Below are 20,570 nucleotides of genomic sequence, written 5' to 3'. Positions count from 1 at the left end.
GGTTCACGCCCCCGCGGCGGGGACGCGGGCCGGCTCGTCGCCGTCTCCCGGGCCGAGGTCCGGCCGGTGCGGGTCCTTCGGGACGCCGCGGAGGATGGAGTTGCCCTCGTGGGTGGCCTCCGTGCCGGTGACGTCGAGGTTCAGGCGGCCGCTGAGCCCGTAGAAGGCGACGGGGTTGCGCCACAGCACCTGGTCGACGTCGTCCTCGCCGAAGCCCTCGGCCAGCATCAGGTCGCCGACCTTACGGGTCTTGAGGGGGTCGCTCTTCCCCCAGTCGGCGGCGGAGTTGACCAGGACCTGCTCGGTGCCGTAGGCGCGCAGGATCGCGATCATCCGCTCCTCGTCCATCTTGGTGTCCGGATAGACGGAGAAGCCCAGCCAGCAGCCGCTGTCCTTCACCTCCTTGACGGTGGTCTCGTTGAGGTGGTCGACCAGGACGCGTTCCGGGGGCAGTGCGGACTCCCGGACGACGTCGAGGGTGCGGCGCAGACCGGCGAGCTTGTCGCGGTGCGGGGTGTGCACGAGGGCGGGCAGGCCGTGGTCGGCGGCGAGCTGGAGCTGGGCGGCGAGGGCGGTGTCCTCGGCGGGGGTCATGGAGTCGTAGCCGATCTCGCCGACGGCCACGACGTTGTCCTTGACGAGATACCGGGGCAGCGCGTCGAGGACGGGCACACAGCGCGGGTCGTTCGCCTCCTTGGGGTTGAGCGCCAGCGTGCAGTGGTGGGCGATGCCGTACTGGGCGGCGCGGAACGGCTCCCAGCCGAGGAGGGAGTCGAAGTAGTCGAGGAAGGAGGCGGGCGAGGTGCGGGGCTGGCCGAGCCAGAAGGAGGGCTCGACGACGGCGCGGACTCCGGCGGCGTACATGGCCTCGTAGTCGTCCGTGGTCCGGGACGTCATGTGGATGTGGGGGTCGAAGATGCGCATCAGGACTCCTTGCCGTGGGGGTGGTCCGTGTCGGGGGCCGGGGTCACGGACTCGGTCAGGTCCAGGACGCGGTACAGGTCCTCGGGGACGGTGCGGCCGGCTGCGGTGCGCTCGGCGGCGTAGTCGCCCAGCATGCGGGCGAGTTCGCCGTCGCCGTCGGCACGCCGGGGCAGGTCCGCCACGTGGTCGACGGGGACGCCGGTGAACAGGCACTTCAGTACGGCGTGGCGCCAGTCGTGGGGGGCTAGGTACCGGGCGGCGTACGGGCCGACGGCGGCGGTGAGGAGCCGGGTGTCGTTGGTGCGCAGGGCGTCCTCGACGAGCGGGAGGGCGCCGGGGCCGGACACGAGATGGGGCAGGGCGTGCAGGACGGCACGGCGCTCGTCGGCGGTGCCCTGGAAGTACACCCGGGTCAGGGCGTCGGTCCCGGCACGTGCCGCGTCGAGGATGAGGACGCGTGCGGCGTCGGCGTACGCGGCACCGCAGCGACGGCCGGCCTCGGCGAGGCGCAGTTCCCACGCGGAGATGGGCCCGTGGATGCCGGGGTGGGCGGCTGCCTCGTCGAGGGCGTGCTCCAGCCAGGCGCGGGCGGCGGGATCGAGGTGGGTGGTGAGGTGGCGGCGGAGGTCGGCCGGCGAGGAGGCGAGGACGGTGTCGAGGGTGGGCTGGGTTGGCTGGGTGCTGTGAGTGCTGTGGGTGGCCGCGGTGGCCAGGGGGGTGGCGTCCTCGGGAGCTTGGGCGTCCCGTGCGGCGGCTGACTTGGGGTTCTGGGCGTTCCGTGCGGCGGCGGGCTCAAGGGCCTGAGCGTCCCGTGCGGCGGCGGGCTCAGGGGCCTGGGCCTCCGGTGCGGCGGTGTTCCCTTGGGCTTGGGCGTCCTGGGGACCGTCGGTTCTCTCCTCTGGTGTGGTGCCGGGGTGGGTCATGGGGTGCTGCTCCCTTCAGGGGTGGTGGAGGGAGCGCCGTGGGGTGGCGCGGCCTGCTGGAGGGCCGGAGCAGGGGGCGGCGAGACGGTGGCCGCGGTCTGCTCGGCGTGGCGGAGGAACGGGAGGGAGTGTGCGGCGTGGTGGGGGCCGGCGTGGGAGTGGCGAGGCAGTTCGACGACGGTCAGGCCCTGGTAGCCGGTGGCGGCGAGGGCCGCCAGGACCGGCGGGAAGTCGATCTCCCCGTCCCCGAAGGGGAGGTGCTCGTGGACACCACGCCGCATGTCCTCGATCTGGACGTGACGCAGCCAGGGAGCGGCGGCGCGCACGCAGTCGGCGGGAGAGAGGGGTTCGAGGCACTGACAGTGGCCGATGTCGAGGGTGAGGCCGAGAGGTTCGGGGTCGCCGAGGATGCGGCGGAGGTGATGGAAGTCGGCCAGGGTGGTGAGGAGGTGACCCGGTTCGGGCTCGACGGCGAGCGGAACACCGGCGGACGCGGCGGCGTCCAGGACGGGCACGAGGGTCTCGGCGAGGCGCTTCCACGCGGTGTCCGTGTCGGTGCCCTCCGGGAGGGTCCCGCTGAAGCAGTGGACGGCGTGGGCGCCGAGGTCGGCCCCGACCTGTACGGCCCGGAGGAGGAGGTCGACACGGCGGGCCCGGTCAGCGGGGTCCGGGTCCAGCAGGGACGGGCCGTGTTTGCGGCGCGGGTCGAGCACATAGCGGGCGCCCGTCTCCACGGTGACACCCAGTCCGAGCGCGTCCAGCCGGTGCGCGACACGGCGGGTGCGGGCGGCCAGGTCGGGGGCGAGCGGGTCGAGGTGCATGTGGTCGAGGGTCAGTCCGACGCCGTCGTATCCGAGGTCGGCGAGAAGGGAGAGCGCGTCCTCCAGCCGGAGGTCGGCGAGACCGTTGGTGCCGTAGCCGAAGCGGAGGGAGGGGGCCGACTCCGCCGGCGTGGCTCGGTTGCCGCAGGCTCGGGCATCGGAGCTCATGTGACGCTCACCTTCTTCCCGAACCTCGCTCCGAGTGGGGCGAGGGCCGCGATGAGAAGGGCGGTGGCCGTGCCCCGGGAGCGGGCGGTCAGGGTGGCCTGGAGGGGGATCGTGGCGCGGATGCCGGCGCCGACTGCTCGTTGGGTGAGGGGAGGTGAGGGATTGAGGGCGGCGCGGAAGTAGGGGCGGGCGGTGGTCGCGGCGTAGGCGGCCGCGAGGGCGGTGGTGAGGTGTGCCGTGGGCTGTCGACCCGGCTCAGGTGGTCGGTGCCGGGCTGATCGTGGGTCCGGCGGAAGGTGGGCGGCTGCTTCCCGGCGGTCTTCCGGGAGACGCGCGAGGCGGTGCGTCACCAGGCGGGTCAGCAGGGCCGTCGTAGCAAGTGCCGCCACAGGGGCCAGGGGAGAGCCGCCCCGGGCCTCCTGGCGGGAGACCGTCGTGACCGCCAGGGTGTGGGTGCCGAGGAGGGCGGCGGAGGGCAGTGCCCGGCGGGTACGGCCGGTGGTGGCCGCGGCCCCCAGGAGCAGGTCCAGTCCGCGGGCCGCGCCCATGGCCACGGGCCCGGCCGGTGTGTGCTTCAGGGCGAGATCGTACGCCCAGACGGTCGCCGCCAGGGGCGCGGCGACGGCCAGGGCCGGACGGCCGGCGCGGGCGGCCAGGGCCAGTCCGGCTCCGGTGAGGGCACAGGCCGCCGTGAGCGCGGCGGCGGGCCGGATGCGGCCGGCGGGCAGGGGGCGGTGGGGGCGTTCGACGGCGTCCACCTCGCGGTCCGCCCAGTCGTTGAGGGCCATGCCGGCCTCGTACAGGCAGAGGGAGGAGCCGATGGCGAGCAGGGTGCGGGCGTTGGGCGGTGCGCCGGCCGCGGCCGTGCCGGCGAGTGCGTCGCCGGGCACGCTGAACAGGGCTGGCAGACGCAGGAGTTCGGCCCAGGCGCGTCCCCGTGCCGGGCGGCCGGCGCGGCCGCAGGGCGGGGTGGGTGCCGTGCCGCCGACCTCCCCCTCATGGGAGGTGTCACCCGTACTGCGTGAGCCTCCACAAGGACGCTCGCGCCGCCTCATCGGAGGCCCTCCATCCCCTTGGTCTGCTCCTTTGGACCTAGCTCACTCCCCTCTCCGGCGCCCTGCCGGAGACGCGTGTCCTCCCCCGGCCCCGCTCCCCGAAGGCTCCGGGCGAAGCCGATGAGTGCCTCGTACTGCTCGGCCAGGCCCGACGGCGCGTCCCCCACCGGGTCCTTGAAGTAGAAGGCCAGGGCATCCAGCGGGCCGGACAGGCCCGACTCGTGGGCCCGGGCGGTCAGGCGGGCGAGGTCGAGGACGAGGGGTGCGGCCAGGGCGGAGTCGCAGCCCTGCCAGGTGGTCTGGAGGATCATGCGCGTACCGAGGAAACCGTCGAAGGCGATGTGGTCCCAGGCCGTCTTCCAGTCGCCGAGGGCGGGGACGTCGTCGATGTGGGTCTCGCCCTGCGGGGTGGTGCCCAGGGTGTCGGCGAGGACCCGTTCCTTGCCGGCGTTCTTGGCCGCCGCGGCGGCCGGGTCGGCCAGGGCGGCGCCGTCGCCGCCGCCGAGCAGGTTCGTGCCGGACCAGGCGCGGACGGTCAGGGCCCGCTGGGCGAACATCGGGCCCAGCACCGAGCGCAGCAGGGTCTGGCCGGTCTTGCCGTCGCGGCCCGCGTACGGGAGACCGGACGACCGTGCCTGCGAGGCCAGCGCGGGGTGGTGCAGGCCGGTCGACGGGGTGAAGTTCACGTAGGGGCAGCCGGCGCGCAGGGCTGCCGCCGCGTACAGGGAGCTCGGTGGGAGGGCGTCGCCGGTGGGCGCGGGCTCCGTGGAGGCCACGTTCACGACCACCGCGCGGGACAGGCCATGTCGCCGTGCGAAGTCCTGGATGTCGGCGGCGAAGGCGTTGATCAGTTGCTCCGCGTCCCGGGTGTCGCCGGCGAGGGGGCCGCCGGGCCTGATCTCGCGGTCGGCGGCGGCCAGTTCGGCGGTGACGGCGGATGTGAGGCCCGGTGGCAGCACTCCCCCGGCCGCCAGTGCCTCGGCGCGTTTCGGCAGGGGGCAGTCCAGTGTGTCGTGTCCGCCGAAGACGAGGGACGACAGGGCCGGCAGGCCGCTGCCGGCGAAGGGGGGCGTCTCGGTCACCATGCCCGTCGGCGGATGCAGACCCGCGGTCACGGCGGCGCAGCCCGCCACGACGGTGGTGGCGACGGAGCCGCGCGCTCCGATCAGCCACACCCCCACACGGGACTCGGAACGGGACACTGACATCGGCAGCCTCCTTGTCGTACCAGGACAGGACCCCAGCGGGGAGGTGAAGACGCCGGAGTGGTGAAGACGGCGGGCGGGAGTCCGGCGTCCCCCGCCCGCCGCCGCTCAGTCGCCCTGCGAGACCTTCGCGGGCAGTTCCTTGATCCGGATGTCGCGGAAGGACACCTGGTCCTCGGCTCCGTGGTTCTGGATGCCGATGTGTCCGTCGACGAGGCTCCGGGCCGGGTCGGTGTTGGTGAAATCGTTGATCTGCACGCCGTTGAGCCAGACGCGGAGGCGTTCGCCCTCCACGCGGAGCTCGTACGTGTTCCACTCCCCCGGCGGGTTCAGCGCACGGTCGCGCTTCCTGAGATCGGCGGACTTGAAGCCGTACACCGCGCCGGTGGTGCGGTCGGCGGCGTCGGTCGCGTCGATCTGGACCTCGTAGCCGTTGTTCACCGCCGACCACGGGTCGTCCGAGGGCGGGAAGCCCACGAAAACACCGGAGTTGTCGTCACCGGCCATCTTCCAGTCGAGCTTCAGGGAGTACGAGGAGAAGCCCGACGTGGCGTACCAGAGCATGCCCATGCCGCCCGAGGACGTCAGCGTGCCGTCGTCGGAGAGGGTGAAGGAGCCCGGGCCCGCCTGCCGCCAGTCGTCCAGCGAGGCGGGGGTGCCGTCGAAGAGCGGCCGGTAGCCGGTCTCCGGGCGGCAGTCGGCCTCGGCGTCGCCGATGGCCCAGCGGATTCCGCCCAGCAGGTGCGTGCGGAAGGCGGGTTCGGCGAAGGACTCCTTGGTGTGGCCGCCGCCGGTGTAGAAGGAGCGGCCGCCCTGGTAGTTCTGGCACCAGGCGATCGGGTGGTCGCCCTGCATGGTGCCGCCGGTGTAGGACGACTCGTCGAGGGCGGCGAGGACGTGGGCCCTCTCCCGCGGGTTGGAGCGGTAGTTGTACCACTCGTCGGTGCGGTTCCACGCCCGTTCCAGTCCGGACGTCGCCGGGTGGGCGTGGTCCTCGACGTGTACCGTCGCGGGCTGGATCGCCGGGTGCGACTGGAAGTAGGCGCCGGCCAGGCCGCCGTAGAACGCCCAGTCGTACTCGGTGTCGGCGGCGGCGTGGACGCCGACGTAGGCGCCGCCGGCCCGGATGTAGCCCTCGAAGGCGCGCTGCTGTCGCGCGTCCAGGACGTCACCCGTGGTGGACAGGAACACGACCGCGTCGTAGCGCCGCAGGTTGGACGAGGTGAAGGCGCCCGCGTTCTCGGTCGCGTCGACCGTGAAGCCGCCCTGCTCGCCGAGCTGCCGCACCGCCGCGACGCCCTCGGGGATGGAGTCGTGCCGGAAGCCGGCGGTCTTGGAGAAGACCAGGACCCGCTTGGCCTCGGCGTCGTCCTGGGACGAGGCCGGGCCCGAGACGCACCCCAGGAGCAGGGCCGCGCCCACGACACCCGTCGCGTATCTGCTGGTCGATCGCATGCCGGTCGCCTCCCCTCAGCCCGTCGTGAACGTGAAGTCGTCGACGTCGTACAGGGCGCCGGTGCCGCTCCCCTTGAAGACCAGGAAGAGCGTGGTGGTGCCCCTGGGCGCGCTGGACAGGTTCGCCTGGACGTCCTGGAAGGTCTCCCAGCCGCCGGTCACCGGCACGGGCGCCTTGCCGAGCAGGGTGCCCTTGGCGGAGCCCGCGCGGATCTCCAGGGTGCCGCCGGCGCCGCCGGAGGAGACGCGTGCGGTGATCTTCTTGGCGTTGTTCAGGACGTACGGCGTGAAGGAGATCCAGTCGCCGTTGTTGATGTCGCCGACGGTCCGGCCGCCGTGCGCGGTGTCCTTGGTGACGACCGTGACGCCGGAGGCGTTGCCGTAGTGCTCGGCCTGGCGGTGCTTGGGCTGGGTGACGTTCTGGTCGTGCGTGGTGAGGGGGGCCTGGCCGCCGCCCCCGTTGTCGGTGTACTCGGCGTCGAAGACCCCGAAGATGTCGGCGTTCTCGTCGTGGCCGCCGTCGGCGCTGGTCTGGATGGTGCCGGTGCAGCCGTTGGCCGAGGTCAGGGGGTGGCCGTGGGTGTCGTGGCCGAGAATGAAGGTGACCTTGACCTTGGAGCAGTCGATACGGCGGTCCTCCGGGTCGGTGACCTTCACCTTGAACGGGACGGCGTCACCGAAGCTGAACAGCTGTCCGTCCTTCGGTGTCTCCAGCACCACGGTGGGCGCGGTGTTGCCGACGACGATCTGCACGCTCGCGCTGCCGGTGCGGCCGGTCGGGTCCTTGACGGTCAGCGTCGCGGTGTAGGTGCCGTTCTTCTTGTAGCGGTGGGTGGGGTTGGCCGCGGTGGACGTGCCGCCGTCGCCGAAGTCCCAGCTGTAGGTGAGGGCGTCACCGTCCTGGTCGCTGGTGCCCTTGGAGGAGAAGGAGACCCGCAGGGGCGCCTGCCCGGAGATGCGGCTCGCGGCGGCCTGGGCGACGGGCGAGTGGCCGTCGGTGGCGTTCTCGATGCGGTACAGGGCGGAGTGCTCGTCACCGCCGAACCAGGACAGGCCGTAGTCGAGGACGTACAGCGCCCCGTCGGGCCCGAAGGCCGAGTCCATCACCTGGGTGCCGGTCCAGGGCACGTCGTTGATCGACTGGACGGTGCCGTCGGCGTCGCTGGTGATGCGCTTGATCCAGCGGCGGCCGAACTCGGTGGCGAAGAAGTCGCCGTCGTACGCCTCGGGGAACTTCACCGGCGAGTCGAGCTCCGGGTCGTAGTGGTAGACCGGGCCGCCCATCGGGGACTCGGAGCCGGTGCCGAACTCGGGCAGGGATCCGTCGTCGTACGGGATCCAGGCGGGCTGGGCCGGGGGCAGGTCGGTCAGGCCGGTGTTGTTCGGGGAGGTGTTCTTCGGGGCGGAGCAGTCGAAGGCCGCTCCCGACGCGCCCGTCGCGAAGTCGTAGTCCACGTAGGCGTCGTTGTCACCGGTGCAGTAGGGCCAGCCGAAGTTGCCGGGGCCGGTGACGCGGGCGAACTCGACCTGGCCGGCCGGGCCGCGCGCGGGGTCGGCGGCGCCGGCGTCGGGGCCGTAGTCACCGACGTAGAGGATGCCGGTCTTCTTGTCGACGCTGAAGCGGAAGGGGTTGCGCAAGCCCATCGCGTAGATCTCGGGGCGGGTCTTGTCCGTGCCGGGGGCGAACAGGTTGCCCTCGGGGACGGTGTACGAGCCGTCGGCGTTCACCTTGATGCGCAGGATCTTGCCGCGCAGGTCGTTGGTGTTGCCGGCGGAGCGCTGGGCGTCGAAGGCCGGGTTGCGGTTCGCGCGCTCGTCGATCGGGGTGAAGCCGTCCGACTGGAAGGGGTTGGTGTCGTCACCCGTCGACAGGTACAGGTTGCCCTGCGCGTCGAAGTCGATGTCACCGCCGACGTGGCAGCACAGGCCGCGGGAGGCGGGGACGTCGAGGATCTTCTTCTCGCTGGCGGTGTCGAGGGTGCCGTCGGTCTTCAGGACGAACCGGGAGAGCCGGTTGACGCCGTCGAAGGGCGCGAAGTCGGCGGCGGTGCCGGTCTCGGGGGCGTCGCCCTCGGGGGTGTTCAGCGGGGGCGCGTAGTACAGATAGATGAAACGATTCTCTGTGAAGCCGGGGTCGACGCCGATGCCCTGGAGGCCCTCCTCGTCGTGGGAGTAGACGTCGAGCTTGCCGGCGAGTTCGGTGTTGCCGGCCGCGTCGGTGAGGCGGAGCTCGCCGTCGCGCGAGGTGTGCAGGACCGAGCGGTCCGGGAGGACGGCGAGCGACATGGGCTCGCCGACCTCCGCCTCGCCCTTGGCGAGGGTGACCTGCTGGAAGTCCTCGGCCGTGACGGCCGGCTCGTCCGCGGCGGCCGCGCCGGCCTGCGGTGCGGTCAGGGTGAGGGAGGCGCCCGCCAGCAGCGCGCCGCTGAACAGCGCGACCGCTCGGCGCAGGCGTCGTCCGTGAGTCTCGGTTCCGAGAATCCCGAGGGTTCGGAGCGTTCTGCTGGTTCTGCGGGTTCTGGCGGTGCTGGCGGTGCGGTGGTTCCCGTGCACGAATGCCTCCAGAAATGGGGCCGGTTGTACGGGCGGGTGCGTACGCCGGGATGCGCCGTCATCCCGGAGAGCTCACGGTGGCTCAGTTGCCGAACGCCGCGTCGAAGGAGGCCGACGGCGGCTCGAAGTCGTAGGCCTTGAGGCGGGTCAGCGCCTCGGGCGCGCCCTGGAGCCGGTCCATGCCGGCGTCCTCCCACTCGACGGAGATCGGGCCCTGGTAGTCGATGGAGCGCAGCATGCGGAAGACGTCCTCCCAGGGGACGTCGCCGTGCCCGGCGGAGACGAAGTCCCAGCCGCGCCGGGGGTCGCCCCAGGGCAGGTGGGAGCCGAGCCGGCCGTTGCGTCCGTCGAGGCGCTTGCGGGCCTCCTTGCAGTCCACGTGGTAGATCCGGTCGCGGAAGTCCCAGAGGAAGCCGACCGGGTCGAGGTCCTGCCACACGAAGTGGCTCGGGTCGAAGTTGAGGCCGAAGGCGGGGCGCCGGTCGACGGCTTCCAGGGCCCGTACGGTCGTCCAGTAGTCGTAGGCGATCTCGCTCGGGTGGACCTCGTGCGCGAACCGCACGCCCTCCGCGTCGAAGACGTCCAGGATCGGGTTCCAGCGGTCGGCGAAGTCCTGGTATCCGCGCTCGATCATCGCGTCGGGGGCGGGCGGGAACATGGCGACCAGGTGCCAGATGGCGGAGCCGGTGAAGCCGATGACGGTGTCGACGCCGAAGGCGGCCGCGGCTCGCGCAGTGTCCTTCATGCGGTCCGCGGCCCGCTGCCGGACCCCCTCCGGGTCTCCGTCGCCCCACACCTCACCCGGCACGATGGCCTGGTGGCGTTCGTCGATGATGGCGTCGCAGACGGCCTGGCCGACCAGGTGGTTGGAGATGGCCCAGCACTTGAGGCCGTACTTGTCGAGCAGCGCCCGGCGGCCGTCGAGATACCCGGGGTCGGAGAGTGCCTTGTCGACTTCGAAGTGGTCGCCCCAGCAGGCGAGTTCGAGCCCGTCGTAGCCGAAGTCGCGGGCGAGCCGGCAGACCTCCTCCAGCGGCAGGTCGGCCCACTGACCGGTGAACAGCGTGAACGTACGCGGCATGCGCGTCAGCCTCCTCAGACCGCGATCGGGGTGTAGACGGAGTTCTTCTCGGCGCTCTCCTCCACGGCTGCGAGCACGCGCTGCACCTGGAGCCCGTCGGCGAAGGAGGGTTCGGGGCGGCGGCCCTCGGCGATGGCGTGGACGAGGTCGCGGGCCTGGTGGACGAAGGTGTGCTCGTAGCCGAGGCCGTGGCCCGGCGGCCACCAGGCGTCCAGGTAGGGGTGGTCGGGCTCGGTGACGAGGATGCGGCGGAAGCCCGCCTGAGCCCCGGGTTCGGTGCCGTCGTGGAAGGACAGCTCGTTGAGCCGCTCCAGGTCGAAGGCGAGCGACCCGCGCTCCCCGTTGAGTTCGATGCGCAGGGCGTTCTTGCGGCCGGTGGCGTAGCGGGTGGCCTCGAAGGAGGCGAGGGCGCCGGAGGGGAAGCGGGCCGTGAACAGGGCGGCGTCGTCCACGGTGACCTCCCCCGTGCCGGCGGCCGAGACGGCGGACAGGCCGCTGGTGGCGCCGCTGGGCAGGGGCCGCTGACGTACGAAGGTCTCCGTCAGCGCGGAGACGCCCGCCAGCCGTTCCCCCACGAGGTACTGCGCGAGGTCGATGATGTGCGCGCCCAGGTCGCCGAGCGAGCCCGAGCCGGCCTGCTCCTTGCGCAGCCGCCAGGTCAGTGGGAACTGCGGGTCGACCAGCCAGTCCTGGAGGTACGTCACGCGCACGTGCCGCAGTGCGCCCAGGCGGCCCTCGGCGACCATCCGGCGGGCCAGGGCGGTGGCCGGCACCCGGCGGTAGTTGAAGCCGACCATCGCCACCTGCCCGCGTCGGTGGGCCTCTTCGGCGGCCAACACCATCGAGGCGGCTTCCTCGACGGTGTTGGCGAGGGGCTTCTCGCACAGGACGTGCTTGCCGGCCGCGAGGGCGGCGAGGGCGATCTCGGCGTGGCTGTCGCCGGGGGTGCAGATGTCGACGAGGTCGACGTCGTCGCGTTCGACGAGGGCACGCCAGTCGGTCTCGGTGGACGCCCAGCCGTGGCGGTCGGCCGCCGCCCGTACGGCGGTGGCGTCCCGGCCGCAGATCACGGCCTGCACGGGGTTCAGCGGCAGGTCGAAGACACGGCCCGCGGTGCGCCAGCCCTGGGAGTGGGCGGCGCCCATGAAGGCGTAGCCCACCATTCCCACGCGCAGGGGTGGTTTGCCTGCCTCGGTCCCATCTGACTGCTGCTGCGGCTGTCCCATACGGGTGTCCTCCTCGTCCTGGTCGGGGTGGCGCACGTGGGGGGTGCGGGTGGAACCGGTCACCGGAAGCCGGTGGGCATGTACTGGTCGACGTTGGTCTTGTCGACGACGGCCGAGTAGAGCGTGATGGACGCCGGGATCTCGAACTCGGCCATGCCGCCGATGCCCTTGCCCTGGCCGAGGGCGCGGGCGAGGTCGATCGCGGAGGCGGCCATGGTCGGCGGGTAGAGGACGGTCGCCTTCAGCACGCCGTCGTCCTGCTTGATGGCCTGGAACGCGGAGAGCGCGCCGGCGCCGCCGACCATCAGGAAGTCGTCGCGCCCGGCCTGCTCGATGGCGCGCAGCGCGCCCACGCCCTGGTCGTCGTCGTGGTTCCACAGCGCGTCGAACTTGGACTGGGCCTGCAGCAGTTGGGCCATCTTGGCCTGGCCGGACTCGACCGTGAACTCGGCGGCCTGCCGGGCGACCTTCTTGATGTTGGGGTAGTTCTTGAGGGCGTCGTCGAAGCCCTGGGTGCGCTGCTTGGTCAGCTCCAGGTTGTCCAGGCCGGCCAGTTCGATGACGCGGGCGTTCGGCTTGCCCTTGAGTTTCTCGCCGATGTAGTGCCCGGCGTTGAGGCCCATGCCGTAGTTGTCGCCGCCGATCCAGCAGCGGTAGGCCTGCGGGGTGTTGAAGATCCGGTCGAGGTTCACGACCGGGATGCCCGCGCGCATCGCCTTCAGCCCGACCTGGGTGAGCGCCTTGCCGTCGGCGGGCAGCACCACCAGCACGTCGACCTTCTTGTTGATGAGGGTCTCGATCTGGCCGATCTGCTGGGCGGTGTCGTTGGAGCCCTCGGTGATCTCCAGGGTGACGTCGGAGTACTTCTCGGCCCGGTTCTTGGCGTTGTCGTTGATGGCGTTCAGCCAGCCGTGGTCGGCCTGCGGTCCGGCGAAGCCGATGGTGACCTGCTTGCCGGGCTTGTCGTCGGCGGCGGGCTGGTCGTTCCCGGCCGGCTCGTCCTCGGAGTCGGAGGGCTCGTTGCTCGTGCAGCCCGTGAGGAGGGCACCGGCGGAGACGGCGGCGGCCCCGAAGAGCAGTCCTCTGCGGCTCGTGATCTCGGTCATGGCGGTGAACCCTTTCCTCAGGTCGTGCTCGCGGTACGGCGCTGGACCAGCACGGCGGCGACGATGATCGCGCCCTTGGCGATCTGCTGGACGTCGCTCTGCAGGTTGTTCAGGGCGAAGATGTTGGTGATCGTGGTGAAGATCAGGACGCCGAGCACGGAGCCGGTGATGGTGCCGCGGCCGCCGGTGAGCAGGGTGCCGCCGATGATCGCGGCGGCGATGGCGTCGAGTTCGTAGAGGTTGCCGTTGGTGTTCTGGCCGGAGCCGGACAGGACGATCAGCAGGAAGGCGGCGATGCCGCAGCACAGCCCGGACAGCAGGTAGAGGTAGAGCCGCTGGCGGCGGACGTCGATGCCGGCGAGCCGGGCGGCCTCCGGGTTGCCGCCGACGGCGACCGTGCGGCGGCCGAAGGTCGTGCGGTTGAGCACCAGCCAGCCGATGACGGTCACGACCGCGAAGACCAGGACCAGGGGCGGGACGCCGAGGACGTAGGCGTCGCGTTCGCCCAGGTCGAGGACGGACGGCACCGTCACGATCTGCGTCTTGCCGTCGGTGATCTGCAGGGCCAGGCCGCGGGCGGAGGCCAGCATGGCGAGGGTGGCGATGAACGGCACCATCGCGCCGTAGGCGATGAGCACCCCGTTGACCAGGCCGCAGCCGACTCCGACGACGACCGCCGTGAAGAGGATGCCGGTGAAGCCGTACTCCTGGGTGGCCACCGTGGTCGCCCATACGGAGGCGAGGGCGACGATGGCGCCGACCGACAGGTCGATGCCGCCGGAGACGATGACGAAGGTCATGCCGACGGTGACGACGCCGATCACCGACGCCTGGGTGAGGACGAGTTGCAGGTTGCGGGTGTCGAGGAACTCGTCGGGCTTGGTGATGCCCCCGATGAGGATCAGCACGGCGAGCACGCCGAGCAGGGAGAGGGTACGGACGTCGGCGCGGGCCATCAGGCCGCGCCAGGCGGGGGGCTGGGCCTGGGGCACCTTGTCGGTGCTGCTGTCCCGCGGCGGGGAGACGGGCTGCGTCATGACGCCGGGCTTCCTTCCATGACCAGGTCGAGTACGCGGTGTTCGTCGAGTTCGCGCGCGGGTGCCGTGTGGACGACACGGCCCTCGCGCAGCACCAGGACGCGGTCGGCGAGGCCGAGCACCTCGGGGACCTCGCTGGAGACCAGCAGCACGGCGAGGCCTTCGTCGGCCAGCCGGCGCACGACCGCGTACAGTTCGGCGCGGGCGCCGACGTCGACGCCGCGGGTGGGTTCGTCGAGCAGCAGCACCTTGCAGCCGCGCAGCAGCCAGCGGGCCAGGACGGCCTTCTGCTGGTTGCCGCCGGACAGGGTGCGCACGGGCACGGACGGGTTGTCGGGCCTGAGCGACAGTTCGCGGGTCGCGGCCCGGGCGGCCCCGAGTTCGGCGCCCCGGTCGATCCAGCCGCCGCGCGAGAAGCGGGACATGGAGGAGACCGACACGTTGCGGGTGACGGACTCCAGCATCAGCAGGGCCTGCGCCTTGCGTTCCTCGGGGGCGAGGCCGAGCCCGGCCCGGACGGCGGCCCGGACGCTGCCCGGCTTCAACGGCCTGCCGGCCACCAGCACCTGACCGGACGTCGGTTTCCTGGCGCCGTAGACGGTCTCCAGGATCTCGGAGCGGCCCGAGCCGACGAGTCCGGCGAGGCCGACGATCTCGCCCGGCCGTACCTCCAGGTCGAGGGGCTCGAACTCCCCTTGTCGCGACAGCCCTTGGACCTTCAGCACCGGTTCGCCGGGCGGCGGGGAGACGGGCCGGTCGGGAAAGACGTACTCGACGTTGCGGCCCGTCATCAGGGCGACGACCTCGCGGGTCGGTGTCGTCTTCGCCGGCAGTCCGTTCGCCACGGCCCGCCCGTCCTTGAGCACGGTCACCCGGTCGCCGATGCGCCGGATCTCCTCCAGGCGGTGCGAGATGTAGACGACGGCGACGCCGGTGGCGGTCAGGTCACCGACGATGCGGAAGAGGTTGTCGACCTCGTCCGGGTCGAGGGCGGCGGACGGTTCGTCCATCACGATGAGCCGCACGTCGTGGGAGAGCGCCCGGGCCATGGACACGATCTGCTGCTGCGCCGCGGACAGCTCCCCGACGAGCCGGGCCGGGTCGATCTCCGCATGTCCAAGTCGCTTGAGCAGGGCGGTCGTTGACTCCTTCGCGGCCTTCTGGCGGACGACGAACCCGGCGGTGGTCGGCTCGTGGCCCAAGTGGACGTTCTCGGCGACCGACAGGTGCTCCACCAGGTCGAGTTCCTGGTAGATGGTGGCGATGCCGAGGCGCATGGCGGCGATCGGCGAGCGGAGGGTGACCTCCTCGCCGCGCCAGCGGATCGTGCCCGTGTCGGGCTGGTGGGCGCCGGCCAGGACCTTGATGAGGGTCGACTTCCCGGCGCCGTTCTGGCCGAGCAGGCAGTGCACCTCACCGGCCAGGACGTCGAGGTCGACGCCGTCGAGCGCCCGGACTCCGGGGAACGACTTGGTGATGCCGGACATGCTGAGCAGCGGTGGTTCTGGTGCCATGCGGATTCCCCTTGGCGGGCGTGCGGGCCGGTTGCAGGGCGCTTGTCGGGCAGGCGTGTTCGAGGCAGGGCAGAGCAGGGAGCTGTGCTGGTGAGCCGTACTGGTGAGCCGTGCTGTCGAAAGGGGTTACGCGGGTGAGAACAGGTGGTCGCTGATGAGCCGGGCCGCGCCGATGACTCCGGCGGCGGGTCCCAACTCGCCCAGGACGATGGGCAGATTGCCGGTCGCGAGAGGCAGCGACTGGCGGTAGACCTGGGTGCGGATCGCGGCGAGCAGGGTGTGGCCGAGGCCGGTCACCCCGCCGCCGATCACCACCAGGCCCGGGTTGAAGAAGCTGACCAGGCCGGCGATGACCTGGCCGGTGCGGTTGCCGCCCTCGCGGATCAGGTCGAGTGCGGTGGCGTCACCGGCGGCGGCCGCGGCGGCGACATCGACGGCGGTGAGGCCGCCGCCTGTCTCCAACCGCGAGGCCAGTTCGGCGGAGAGCCCCTGCTGGGCGGCCTCCGTGGCGTCACGGGCGAGGGCCGCCCCGCTGAAGTGGGCCTCCAGGCAGCCCCGGTTGCCGCAGGCGCAGGGGCGGCCGTCGGGCACGGCCTGGATGTGCCCGATGTCGCCGGCGCTGCCCGTCGTACCGCGGTAGACCTCACCGCCGACGACGATGCCGCAGCCGATGCCCGTGCCGATCTTGACGCAGAGGAAGTCGGCGACGGTGCGGGCGACGCCCGCGTGCTGCTCCCCCATCGCCATGAGGTTCACGTCGTTGTCGACCATGACCGGGCAGCCGAGTTCCTGGCTGAGCGCCTCCCGCACGGGGAAGCCGTCCCAGCCCGGCATGATCGGCGGGGCCACCGGGATGCCCTCGGGGAAGCGGACCGGGCCCGGGACGCCGATACCGGCGCCGTCGAACCCCTCCGCGAGCCCCGAGGCCTTCAACTTGGCGGCCATGGCCAGGACTTGTTCGAAGACCGCGACCGGTCCCTCGCGCACGTCCATGGGGTGGTTGATGTGCCCGAGCGTCTCCAGTTCGGCGTTGGTGACGGCGACGTCGACCGAGGTCGCGCCGATGTCGACGCCGAGGAAGCGCAGCCCGGGGTTGAGCCGGATGTTGTGGGAGCGGCGGCCACCGCGCGAGGCGGCGAGTCCGTCGGCCACGACCAGCCCCGTCTCCAGCAGCCGGTCCACCTCCACGGCGAGCTTGGACCGCGAGAGGTCGACCTGGTCGCCCAGCTGGGCCCGGGAGTTGGGGCCATCGTCGCGCAGCAGCTTGAGCAGTCGGGCCTGGTGGGCGTTGCCGGGTCGTGCGGTCATACGTCTCACGAGCCCCTCCCCGCCTCAATCGGCCTGTGCGCGCCGGTTTTCCGCCACATCGGTGGCTTGCTTTCGGAGGGAACGTAGCAGCGGCTGCCGAAGGTGGGAAGAAGTCGCGCAGGAATTGCCCTCTACTTTTCCCACTCACAGGACAAAGACGCGTGACGTCAGTCCTACCTCGCAGGTAATCGACCGTCAGCGCAGGCCCGGGCCAGGCCGGCTTCAGTCCTTCTCGCCCCATCGGGAGGTCCCGCATGACCGACAGCTCTGCCCCCGAAGCGCTGCTGAGGGCGGTGCCGTTCGCCGACGAGCTGGGCATCGCCCTGGAGGAGGCCGCTCCCGCCCGGGTCAGGGCCGCGCCCGCCTGGGCCCCGGAGTTGTGCACGGCGGGCGGCGTCCTGCACGGCGATGCCCTGATGACGCTCGCCGACACGGCCGGCGCGGTCTGCGCGTTCCTCAACCTGCCGCCGGGCGCGAGCACCTCGACGATCGAGTCGAAGACGAACTTCTTCCGCGCGGTGCGCTCGGGCACCGTCCACGCCGAGGCACGCCCCGTGCACGTGGGACGCTCCTCCATCGCCGTGCGGACGGACCTGCACGACGAGGACGGCCCCCTGGTGGGCCAGACCACGAAGACTCAGGCGGTGTTGACCACCGGCTGAGGCCTACGAACGCGTCCGCGCGTGGTACGAGCGCCTCGTGTGCTCCGTGTGTTCGCGCATCAGGTGCGTGGCCCGCTGTTCGTCGCGGTCGGTGATCGCCGCGATGAGTGCGCGGTGTTCGATCCAGGACTGGTGGCCGCGCTGACGCGCGACCGGCGTGTAGTACCAGCGGACTCGGCGGTCGACCTGGGCGGCCAGTTCGGCGAGGACGGCGTTGCCGGCGAGCTCCATGATCTTCGCGTGGAAGCGGGCGTTCATGGCGACGGCCCCGTCCACGTCGTCCGCCTCGACGGCCTTCTCGCCCTCCGCGCACAGCGCTTCCAGCGCGGCGATGCCGGCACTGTCCGCGCCCGCCGCGGCGAGCCGGGCCGCCTCGGCCTCCAGGAGCGTACGGACCGTGAGGAGCTGGTCGGCCTCCTCCTCCGTCGGCTCGTGCACGAACGCGCCCTGGGCGGGCCGCAGATCGACCCATCCCTCGGTGTTGAGCCGTTGCAGCGCCTCGCGCACCGGCTGCCGGGAGACCCCCAGATGCCCGGCGAGTTCGCTCTCCACGAGGTGCTGGCCGGGCTGGAGGGCGCGGGTGGTGATGAGTTCGAGCAGTGCCTCGTAGACGCGATCGCGCAGCGGACCCGGGCGTTCCAGCTTGGGTACCGCCCCCTGGGGCAGGCCTGTCGACAGCATCGCGGTCCCCCTCCTCGGCAGGGCCGTGCACAGCGCGGCGGAAGCCGGTGTCGCCGCAGAGTCAGTATTGATTGTCTTTCGTCTACAGTCTACGGCGCACAAGAGCCAGGACTTTTGGGAATTGGCCGCGTCACACCACGACGGGGCTCACGGGCAGCGGACGACCTGCCCCGCGTACGACAGGTTCCCGCCGAAGCCGAACAGCAGGACCGGGTCGCCCGTGGCGACCGCACCCTGCTCGACCAGCTTCGACAGGGCGAGCGGGATGCTCGCGGCCGACGTGTTGCCGGACTCCGTGACATCGCGCGCGACGACCGCGTTCACGGCGCCGATCTTCTCCGCGAGGGGTTCGATGATGCGCAGGTTGGCCTGATGCAGGACGACCGCCGCGAGGTCGGCCGGCTCCAGCCCGGCCCGCTCGCACGCCCGCCGCGCGATGGGCGGCAGCTGCGTCGTAGCCCAGCGGTAGACGCTCTGCCCCTCCTGCGCGAAACGCGGCGGCGTGCCCTCGATCCGCACCGCGTTCCCCATCTCGGGCACCGAACCCCACAGCACCGGCCCGATGCCGGGCTCGTCGGCGGCCTCCACGACGGCGGCCCCGGCCCCGTCGCCGACGAGCACGCACGTCGTGCGGTCGCTCCAGTCCGTCACGTCGGACATCTTGTCGGCCCCGACGACCAGGGCCCGGCTCGCGCCCCCCGCGCGGACGGCGTGGTCGGCGGTGGCCAGGGCGTGGGTGAAGCCGGCGCACACCACGTTGAGGTCCATCGTGGCGGCCCGCGGAACGCCGAGGCGGGAGGCGACCCGGGCGCCCGTGTTGGGCGAGCGGTCGACGGCCGTGGAGGTGGCGACCAGCACCAGGTCGATGTCGGCGGGGGTCAGCCCGGCCGCCGCGAGGGCCTTGGCGGCGGCGTGGGCGGCCAGCTCGTCGACGGGTTCGTCGGGGCCGGCGATGTGGCGCGTGGTGATGCCCACCCGGCTCCTGATCCACTCGTCACTGGTGTCGACCATGCCCGCCAGATCCTCGTTGGTGAGCACCTTGGCGGGCTGGTAATGACCGACGGCGGCGATGCGCGAGCCGTTCATGTGGGCGGTCCCCCTCGTTGGAACTTGGGTAGCGGGACCCACCAGTCTGATCAGTGACTCACGGGTACGACGGCAGGCAAGACGACAGGAAACAGGTGCCCGCGTTGTCAGCTTCGGTCAGGACCCCGACGACCGGACACCTGTCGAACGCCTGGGCCCCGCGTCTGCGCTGTGATCCACCCCACAGGCTCTAGCCGGTGAACAGCTGCGTCGCCTTCCGGACCAGCTCGTACAGCCCGTAGGCGAGCGGTACGCCCACCCACACCCAGGCGAAGGTGATCAGCCACCGCCGGTCCGGGCTAGGCGGACTCTGACTGCTGTCGCCGGACATGGGCGGCCTCCCTCGGTGCCGGGACGTGATGACGCGGGTGGACGGGCCGGACGAGTTCGTTGGCGACGAAACCGACGACGAGCAGCCCGATCATGATGACGAAGGACAGCGCGTACAGGGACGCGCCGTGCCGGCCCGCCTCCTCCTGCCGGTCGGCGATCCAGTTCACGATGAGCGGCCCGAGCACGCCGGCCAGCGACCAGGCGGTGAGCAGCCGCCCGTGGATGGCGCCGACCTGGTAGGTGCCGAACAGGTCCTTCAGATACGCCGGAATCGTCGCGAAGCCGCCGCCGTAGAAGGACAGGATGACCAGCGCGCCCAGGACGAACAGCGGCTTGGAGGAGTCGCCGAACAGGGCGATGAGCGCGTACATCAGCGCGCCGACGCCCAGGTAGACGCGGTAGATGTTCTTGCGGCCGATCAGGTCGGACGTCGACGACCAGCCGATGCGGCCCGCCATGTTCGCCGCCGACAGCAGCGCGACGAAGCCGGCGGCGGCCGTCACCGAAACGGGCGTGGAGGTGTCCGCGAAGAAGTCCGTGATCATCGGGGCGGCCTTCTCCAGGATGCCGATGCCCGCGGTGACGTTCATGCAGAGCACGATCCACAGGCACCAGAACTGCGGGGTGCGGATGGCCTGGTTCGCGGAGACCTGCGGGCCGGTGGCGGCCGGCCGCTCAGTTCCCGGCGCCTGTGGGGCACTGCGCGGAACCCGGACCAAGAGCACACCCAGCAGCATGAAGACGGCGTACGACAGGCCGTGCACCAGGAAGGCGAGTGCGATGCCGGAGCTGTCGCCGCCGAAGGACTCCAGCATCTGCGCGGACCACGGCGAGGCGATGAGCGCGCCCCCGCCGAAGCCCATGATGGCGATGCCGGTGGCCATGCCGGGCCGGTCCGGGAACCACTTGATGAGGGTGGAGACGGGTGAGATGTAGCCGATGCCGAGGCCGATGCCGCCCACGAAGCCGTAGCCGAGGACGATCAGCCAGTACTGCTCCACGGCCGCGCCCAGCGCGGAGAGCAGGAAGCCGGACGAGAAGCAGACCAGGGCGACGGTCATCGCCCAGCGCGGGCCGTTGCGCTCCACGAGCGTGCCGCCGAACGCGGCGGACAGGCCCAGCATGACGATGCCCAGTTGGAAGGGCAGCGCGCTCTGCGTGCCGCTGAGGCCGAGCGCGGACTCCAGGGGCGGCTTGAACACGCTCCAGGCGTAGGCCTGGCCGATGGAGAGATGTACGGAGAGAGCGGCGGGCGGGACGAGCCAGCGGCTCCAGCCCGGGGGCGCGACTGGGGGACTCATGAACCCGGAACGGTAGGCAGTCGCAGAGGAGTTGAGAAGGCGGCGCGTCGACCGTATGCGGTGAGCGGTATCCAGCTTGCGCCGAACGGTCATCGCGCGGACCCTTGCTGACCCAACGTCCATACTGTAGA

General features: G+C 71.7%; 18 protein-coding genes. 1 reads left to right on the top strand and 17 read right to left on the bottom strand.

Annotated features, from left to right (window positions below; all coding sequences use genetic code 11):
* Positions 1–3 precede the first annotated feature (3 nt).
* The 13 genes from PV963_RS37840 to PV963_RS37780 all read right to left on the bottom strand — a co-directional run bounded on the left by PV963_RS37840 (position 4) and on the right by PV963_RS37780 (position 16,376).
* Positions 4–924, bottom strand: coding sequence for a TatD family hydrolase (locus PV963_RS37840; protein WP_274820960.1), 921 nt, complete (start codon positions 922–924; stop codon positions 4–6).
* A complete protein-coding gene (locus tag PV963_RS37835) occupies positions 924–1,847 on the bottom strand; it encodes an EboA domain-containing protein (RefSeq protein WP_425540980.1) in 924 nt (307 codons plus the stop codon). Before PV963_RS37835 ends, PV963_RS37840 begins: the two co-directional genes overlap by 1 nt.
* A complete protein-coding gene (locus PV963_RS37830) occupies positions 1,844–2,836 on the bottom strand; it encodes a sugar phosphate isomerase/epimerase family protein (protein WP_274820959.1) in 993 nt (330 codons plus the stop codon). The genes PV963_RS37835 and PV963_RS37830 overlap by 4 nt, the downstream gene beginning before the upstream one ends.
* Complete coding sequence (locus tag PV963_RS37825) at positions 2,833–3,891, bottom strand: SCO3242 family prenyltransferase (protein ID WP_274820958.1); 1,059 nt, start codon at positions 3,889–3,891, stop codon at positions 2,833–2,835. Before PV963_RS37825 ends, PV963_RS37830 begins: the two co-directional genes overlap by 4 nt.
* The gene (locus PV963_RS37820; RefSeq protein ID WP_274820957.1) at positions 3,888–5,099 is read right to left on the bottom strand and encodes an inositol-3-phosphate synthase; all 1,212 of its coding nucleotides are present in this window, start codon (positions 5,097–5,099) and stop codon (positions 3,888–3,890) included. The genes PV963_RS37825 and PV963_RS37820 overlap by 4 nt, the downstream gene beginning before the upstream one ends.
* Before the next feature lie 105 nt (positions 5,100–5,204).
* Positions 5,205–6,551 carry a ThuA domain-containing protein gene (locus PV963_RS37815; protein ID WP_274820956.1) on the bottom strand — a complete coding sequence of 449 codons (1,347 nt, stop codon included), beginning with the start codon at positions 6,549–6,551 and terminating at the stop codon, positions 5,205–5,207.
* Between the two features lie 15 nt (positions 6,552–6,566).
* Positions 6,567–9,104 carry a PQQ-dependent sugar dehydrogenase gene (locus PV963_RS37810; RefSeq protein WP_425540979.1) on the bottom strand — a complete coding sequence of 846 codons (2,538 nt, stop codon included), beginning with the start codon at positions 9,102–9,104 and terminating at the stop codon, positions 6,567–6,569.
* A gap of 82 nt (positions 9,105–9,186) precedes the next feature.
* Positions 9,187–10,185: a sugar phosphate isomerase/epimerase family protein gene (locus PV963_RS37805; RefSeq protein WP_274820955.1), complete on the bottom strand. Its 999-nt coding sequence runs from the start codon at positions 10,183–10,185 to the stop codon at positions 9,187–9,189.
* Between the two features lie 14 nt (positions 10,186–10,199).
* On the bottom strand, positions 10,200–11,411 hold the full coding sequence (locus PV963_RS37800; protein ID WP_274822236.1) for a Gfo/Idh/MocA family protein: 1,212 nt from the start codon (positions 11,409–11,411) through the stop codon (positions 10,200–10,202).
* Between the two features lie 59 nt (positions 11,412–11,470).
* Positions 11,471–12,517, bottom strand: a complete 1,047-nt coding sequence (locus PV963_RS37795) for a substrate-binding domain-containing protein (RefSeq protein ID WP_274820954.1) — start codon at positions 12,515–12,517, stop codon at positions 11,471–11,473.
* 17 nt (positions 12,518–12,534) lie between these two features.
* Positions 12,535–13,554, bottom strand: a complete 1,020-nt coding sequence (locus tag PV963_RS37790) for an ABC transporter permease (protein WP_274820953.1) — start codon at positions 13,552–13,554, stop codon at positions 12,535–12,537.
* On the bottom strand, positions 13,551–15,068 hold the full coding sequence (locus PV963_RS37785; protein WP_274820952.1) for a sugar ABC transporter ATP-binding protein: 1,518 nt from the start codon (positions 15,066–15,068) through the stop codon (positions 13,551–13,553). The genes PV963_RS37790 and PV963_RS37785 overlap by 4 nt, the downstream gene beginning before the upstream one ends.
* A 126-nt stretch (positions 15,069–15,194) precedes the next feature.
* On the bottom strand, positions 15,195–16,376 hold the full coding sequence (locus tag PV963_RS37780; protein WP_274820951.1) for an ROK family transcriptional regulator: 1,182 nt from the start codon (positions 16,374–16,376) through the stop codon (positions 15,195–15,197).
* A 254-nt stretch (positions 16,377–16,630) separates the two neighbouring features.
* Between PV963_RS37780 and PV963_RS37775 the strand changes: the two genes are divergently transcribed.
* Entirely contained in the window at positions 16,631–17,038 is a 408-nt protein-coding gene (locus PV963_RS37775; RefSeq protein ID WP_274820950.1) for a PaaI family thioesterase, read from the top strand.
* Positions 17,039–17,041: 3 nt separating this feature from the next.
* Here the strand turns inward: PV963_RS37775 and PV963_RS37770 are convergent, their stop codons facing one another.
* The 4 genes from PV963_RS37770 to PV963_RS37755 all read right to left on the bottom strand — a co-directional run bounded on the left by PV963_RS37770 (position 17,042) and on the right by PV963_RS37755 (position 20,439).
* Positions 17,042–17,719 carry a GntR family transcriptional regulator gene (locus PV963_RS37770; RefSeq protein ID WP_274820949.1) on the bottom strand — a complete coding sequence of 226 codons (678 nt, stop codon included), beginning with the start codon at positions 17,717–17,719 and terminating at the stop codon, positions 17,042–17,044.
* Between the two features lie 147 nt (positions 17,720–17,866).
* The gene (locus PV963_RS37765; protein WP_274820948.1) at positions 17,867–18,805 is read right to left on the bottom strand and encodes a beta-ketoacyl-ACP synthase III; all 939 of its coding nucleotides are present in this window, start codon (positions 18,803–18,805) and stop codon (positions 17,867–17,869) included.
* A gap of 190 nt (positions 18,806–18,995) precedes the next feature.
* Positions 18,996–19,136, bottom strand: a complete 141-nt coding sequence (locus PV963_RS37760) for an MFS transporter small subunit (protein ID WP_274820947.1) — start codon at positions 19,134–19,136, stop codon at positions 18,996–18,998.
* Complete coding sequence (locus PV963_RS37755) at positions 19,105–20,439, bottom strand: OFA family MFS transporter (RefSeq protein WP_274820946.1); 1,335 nt, start codon at positions 20,437–20,439, stop codon at positions 19,105–19,107. The genes PV963_RS37760 and PV963_RS37755 overlap by 32 nt, the downstream gene beginning before the upstream one ends.
* Positions 20,440–20,570 lie beyond the last annotated feature (131 nt).

The sequence above is a fragment of the Streptomyces coeruleorubidus genome, assembly GCF_028885415.1.
GTDB lineage: Bacteria > Actinomycetota > Actinomycetes > Streptomycetales > Streptomycetaceae > Streptomyces > Streptomyces coeruleorubidus_A.
This window is presented reverse-complemented; position numbering and strand designations above follow the sequence as displayed.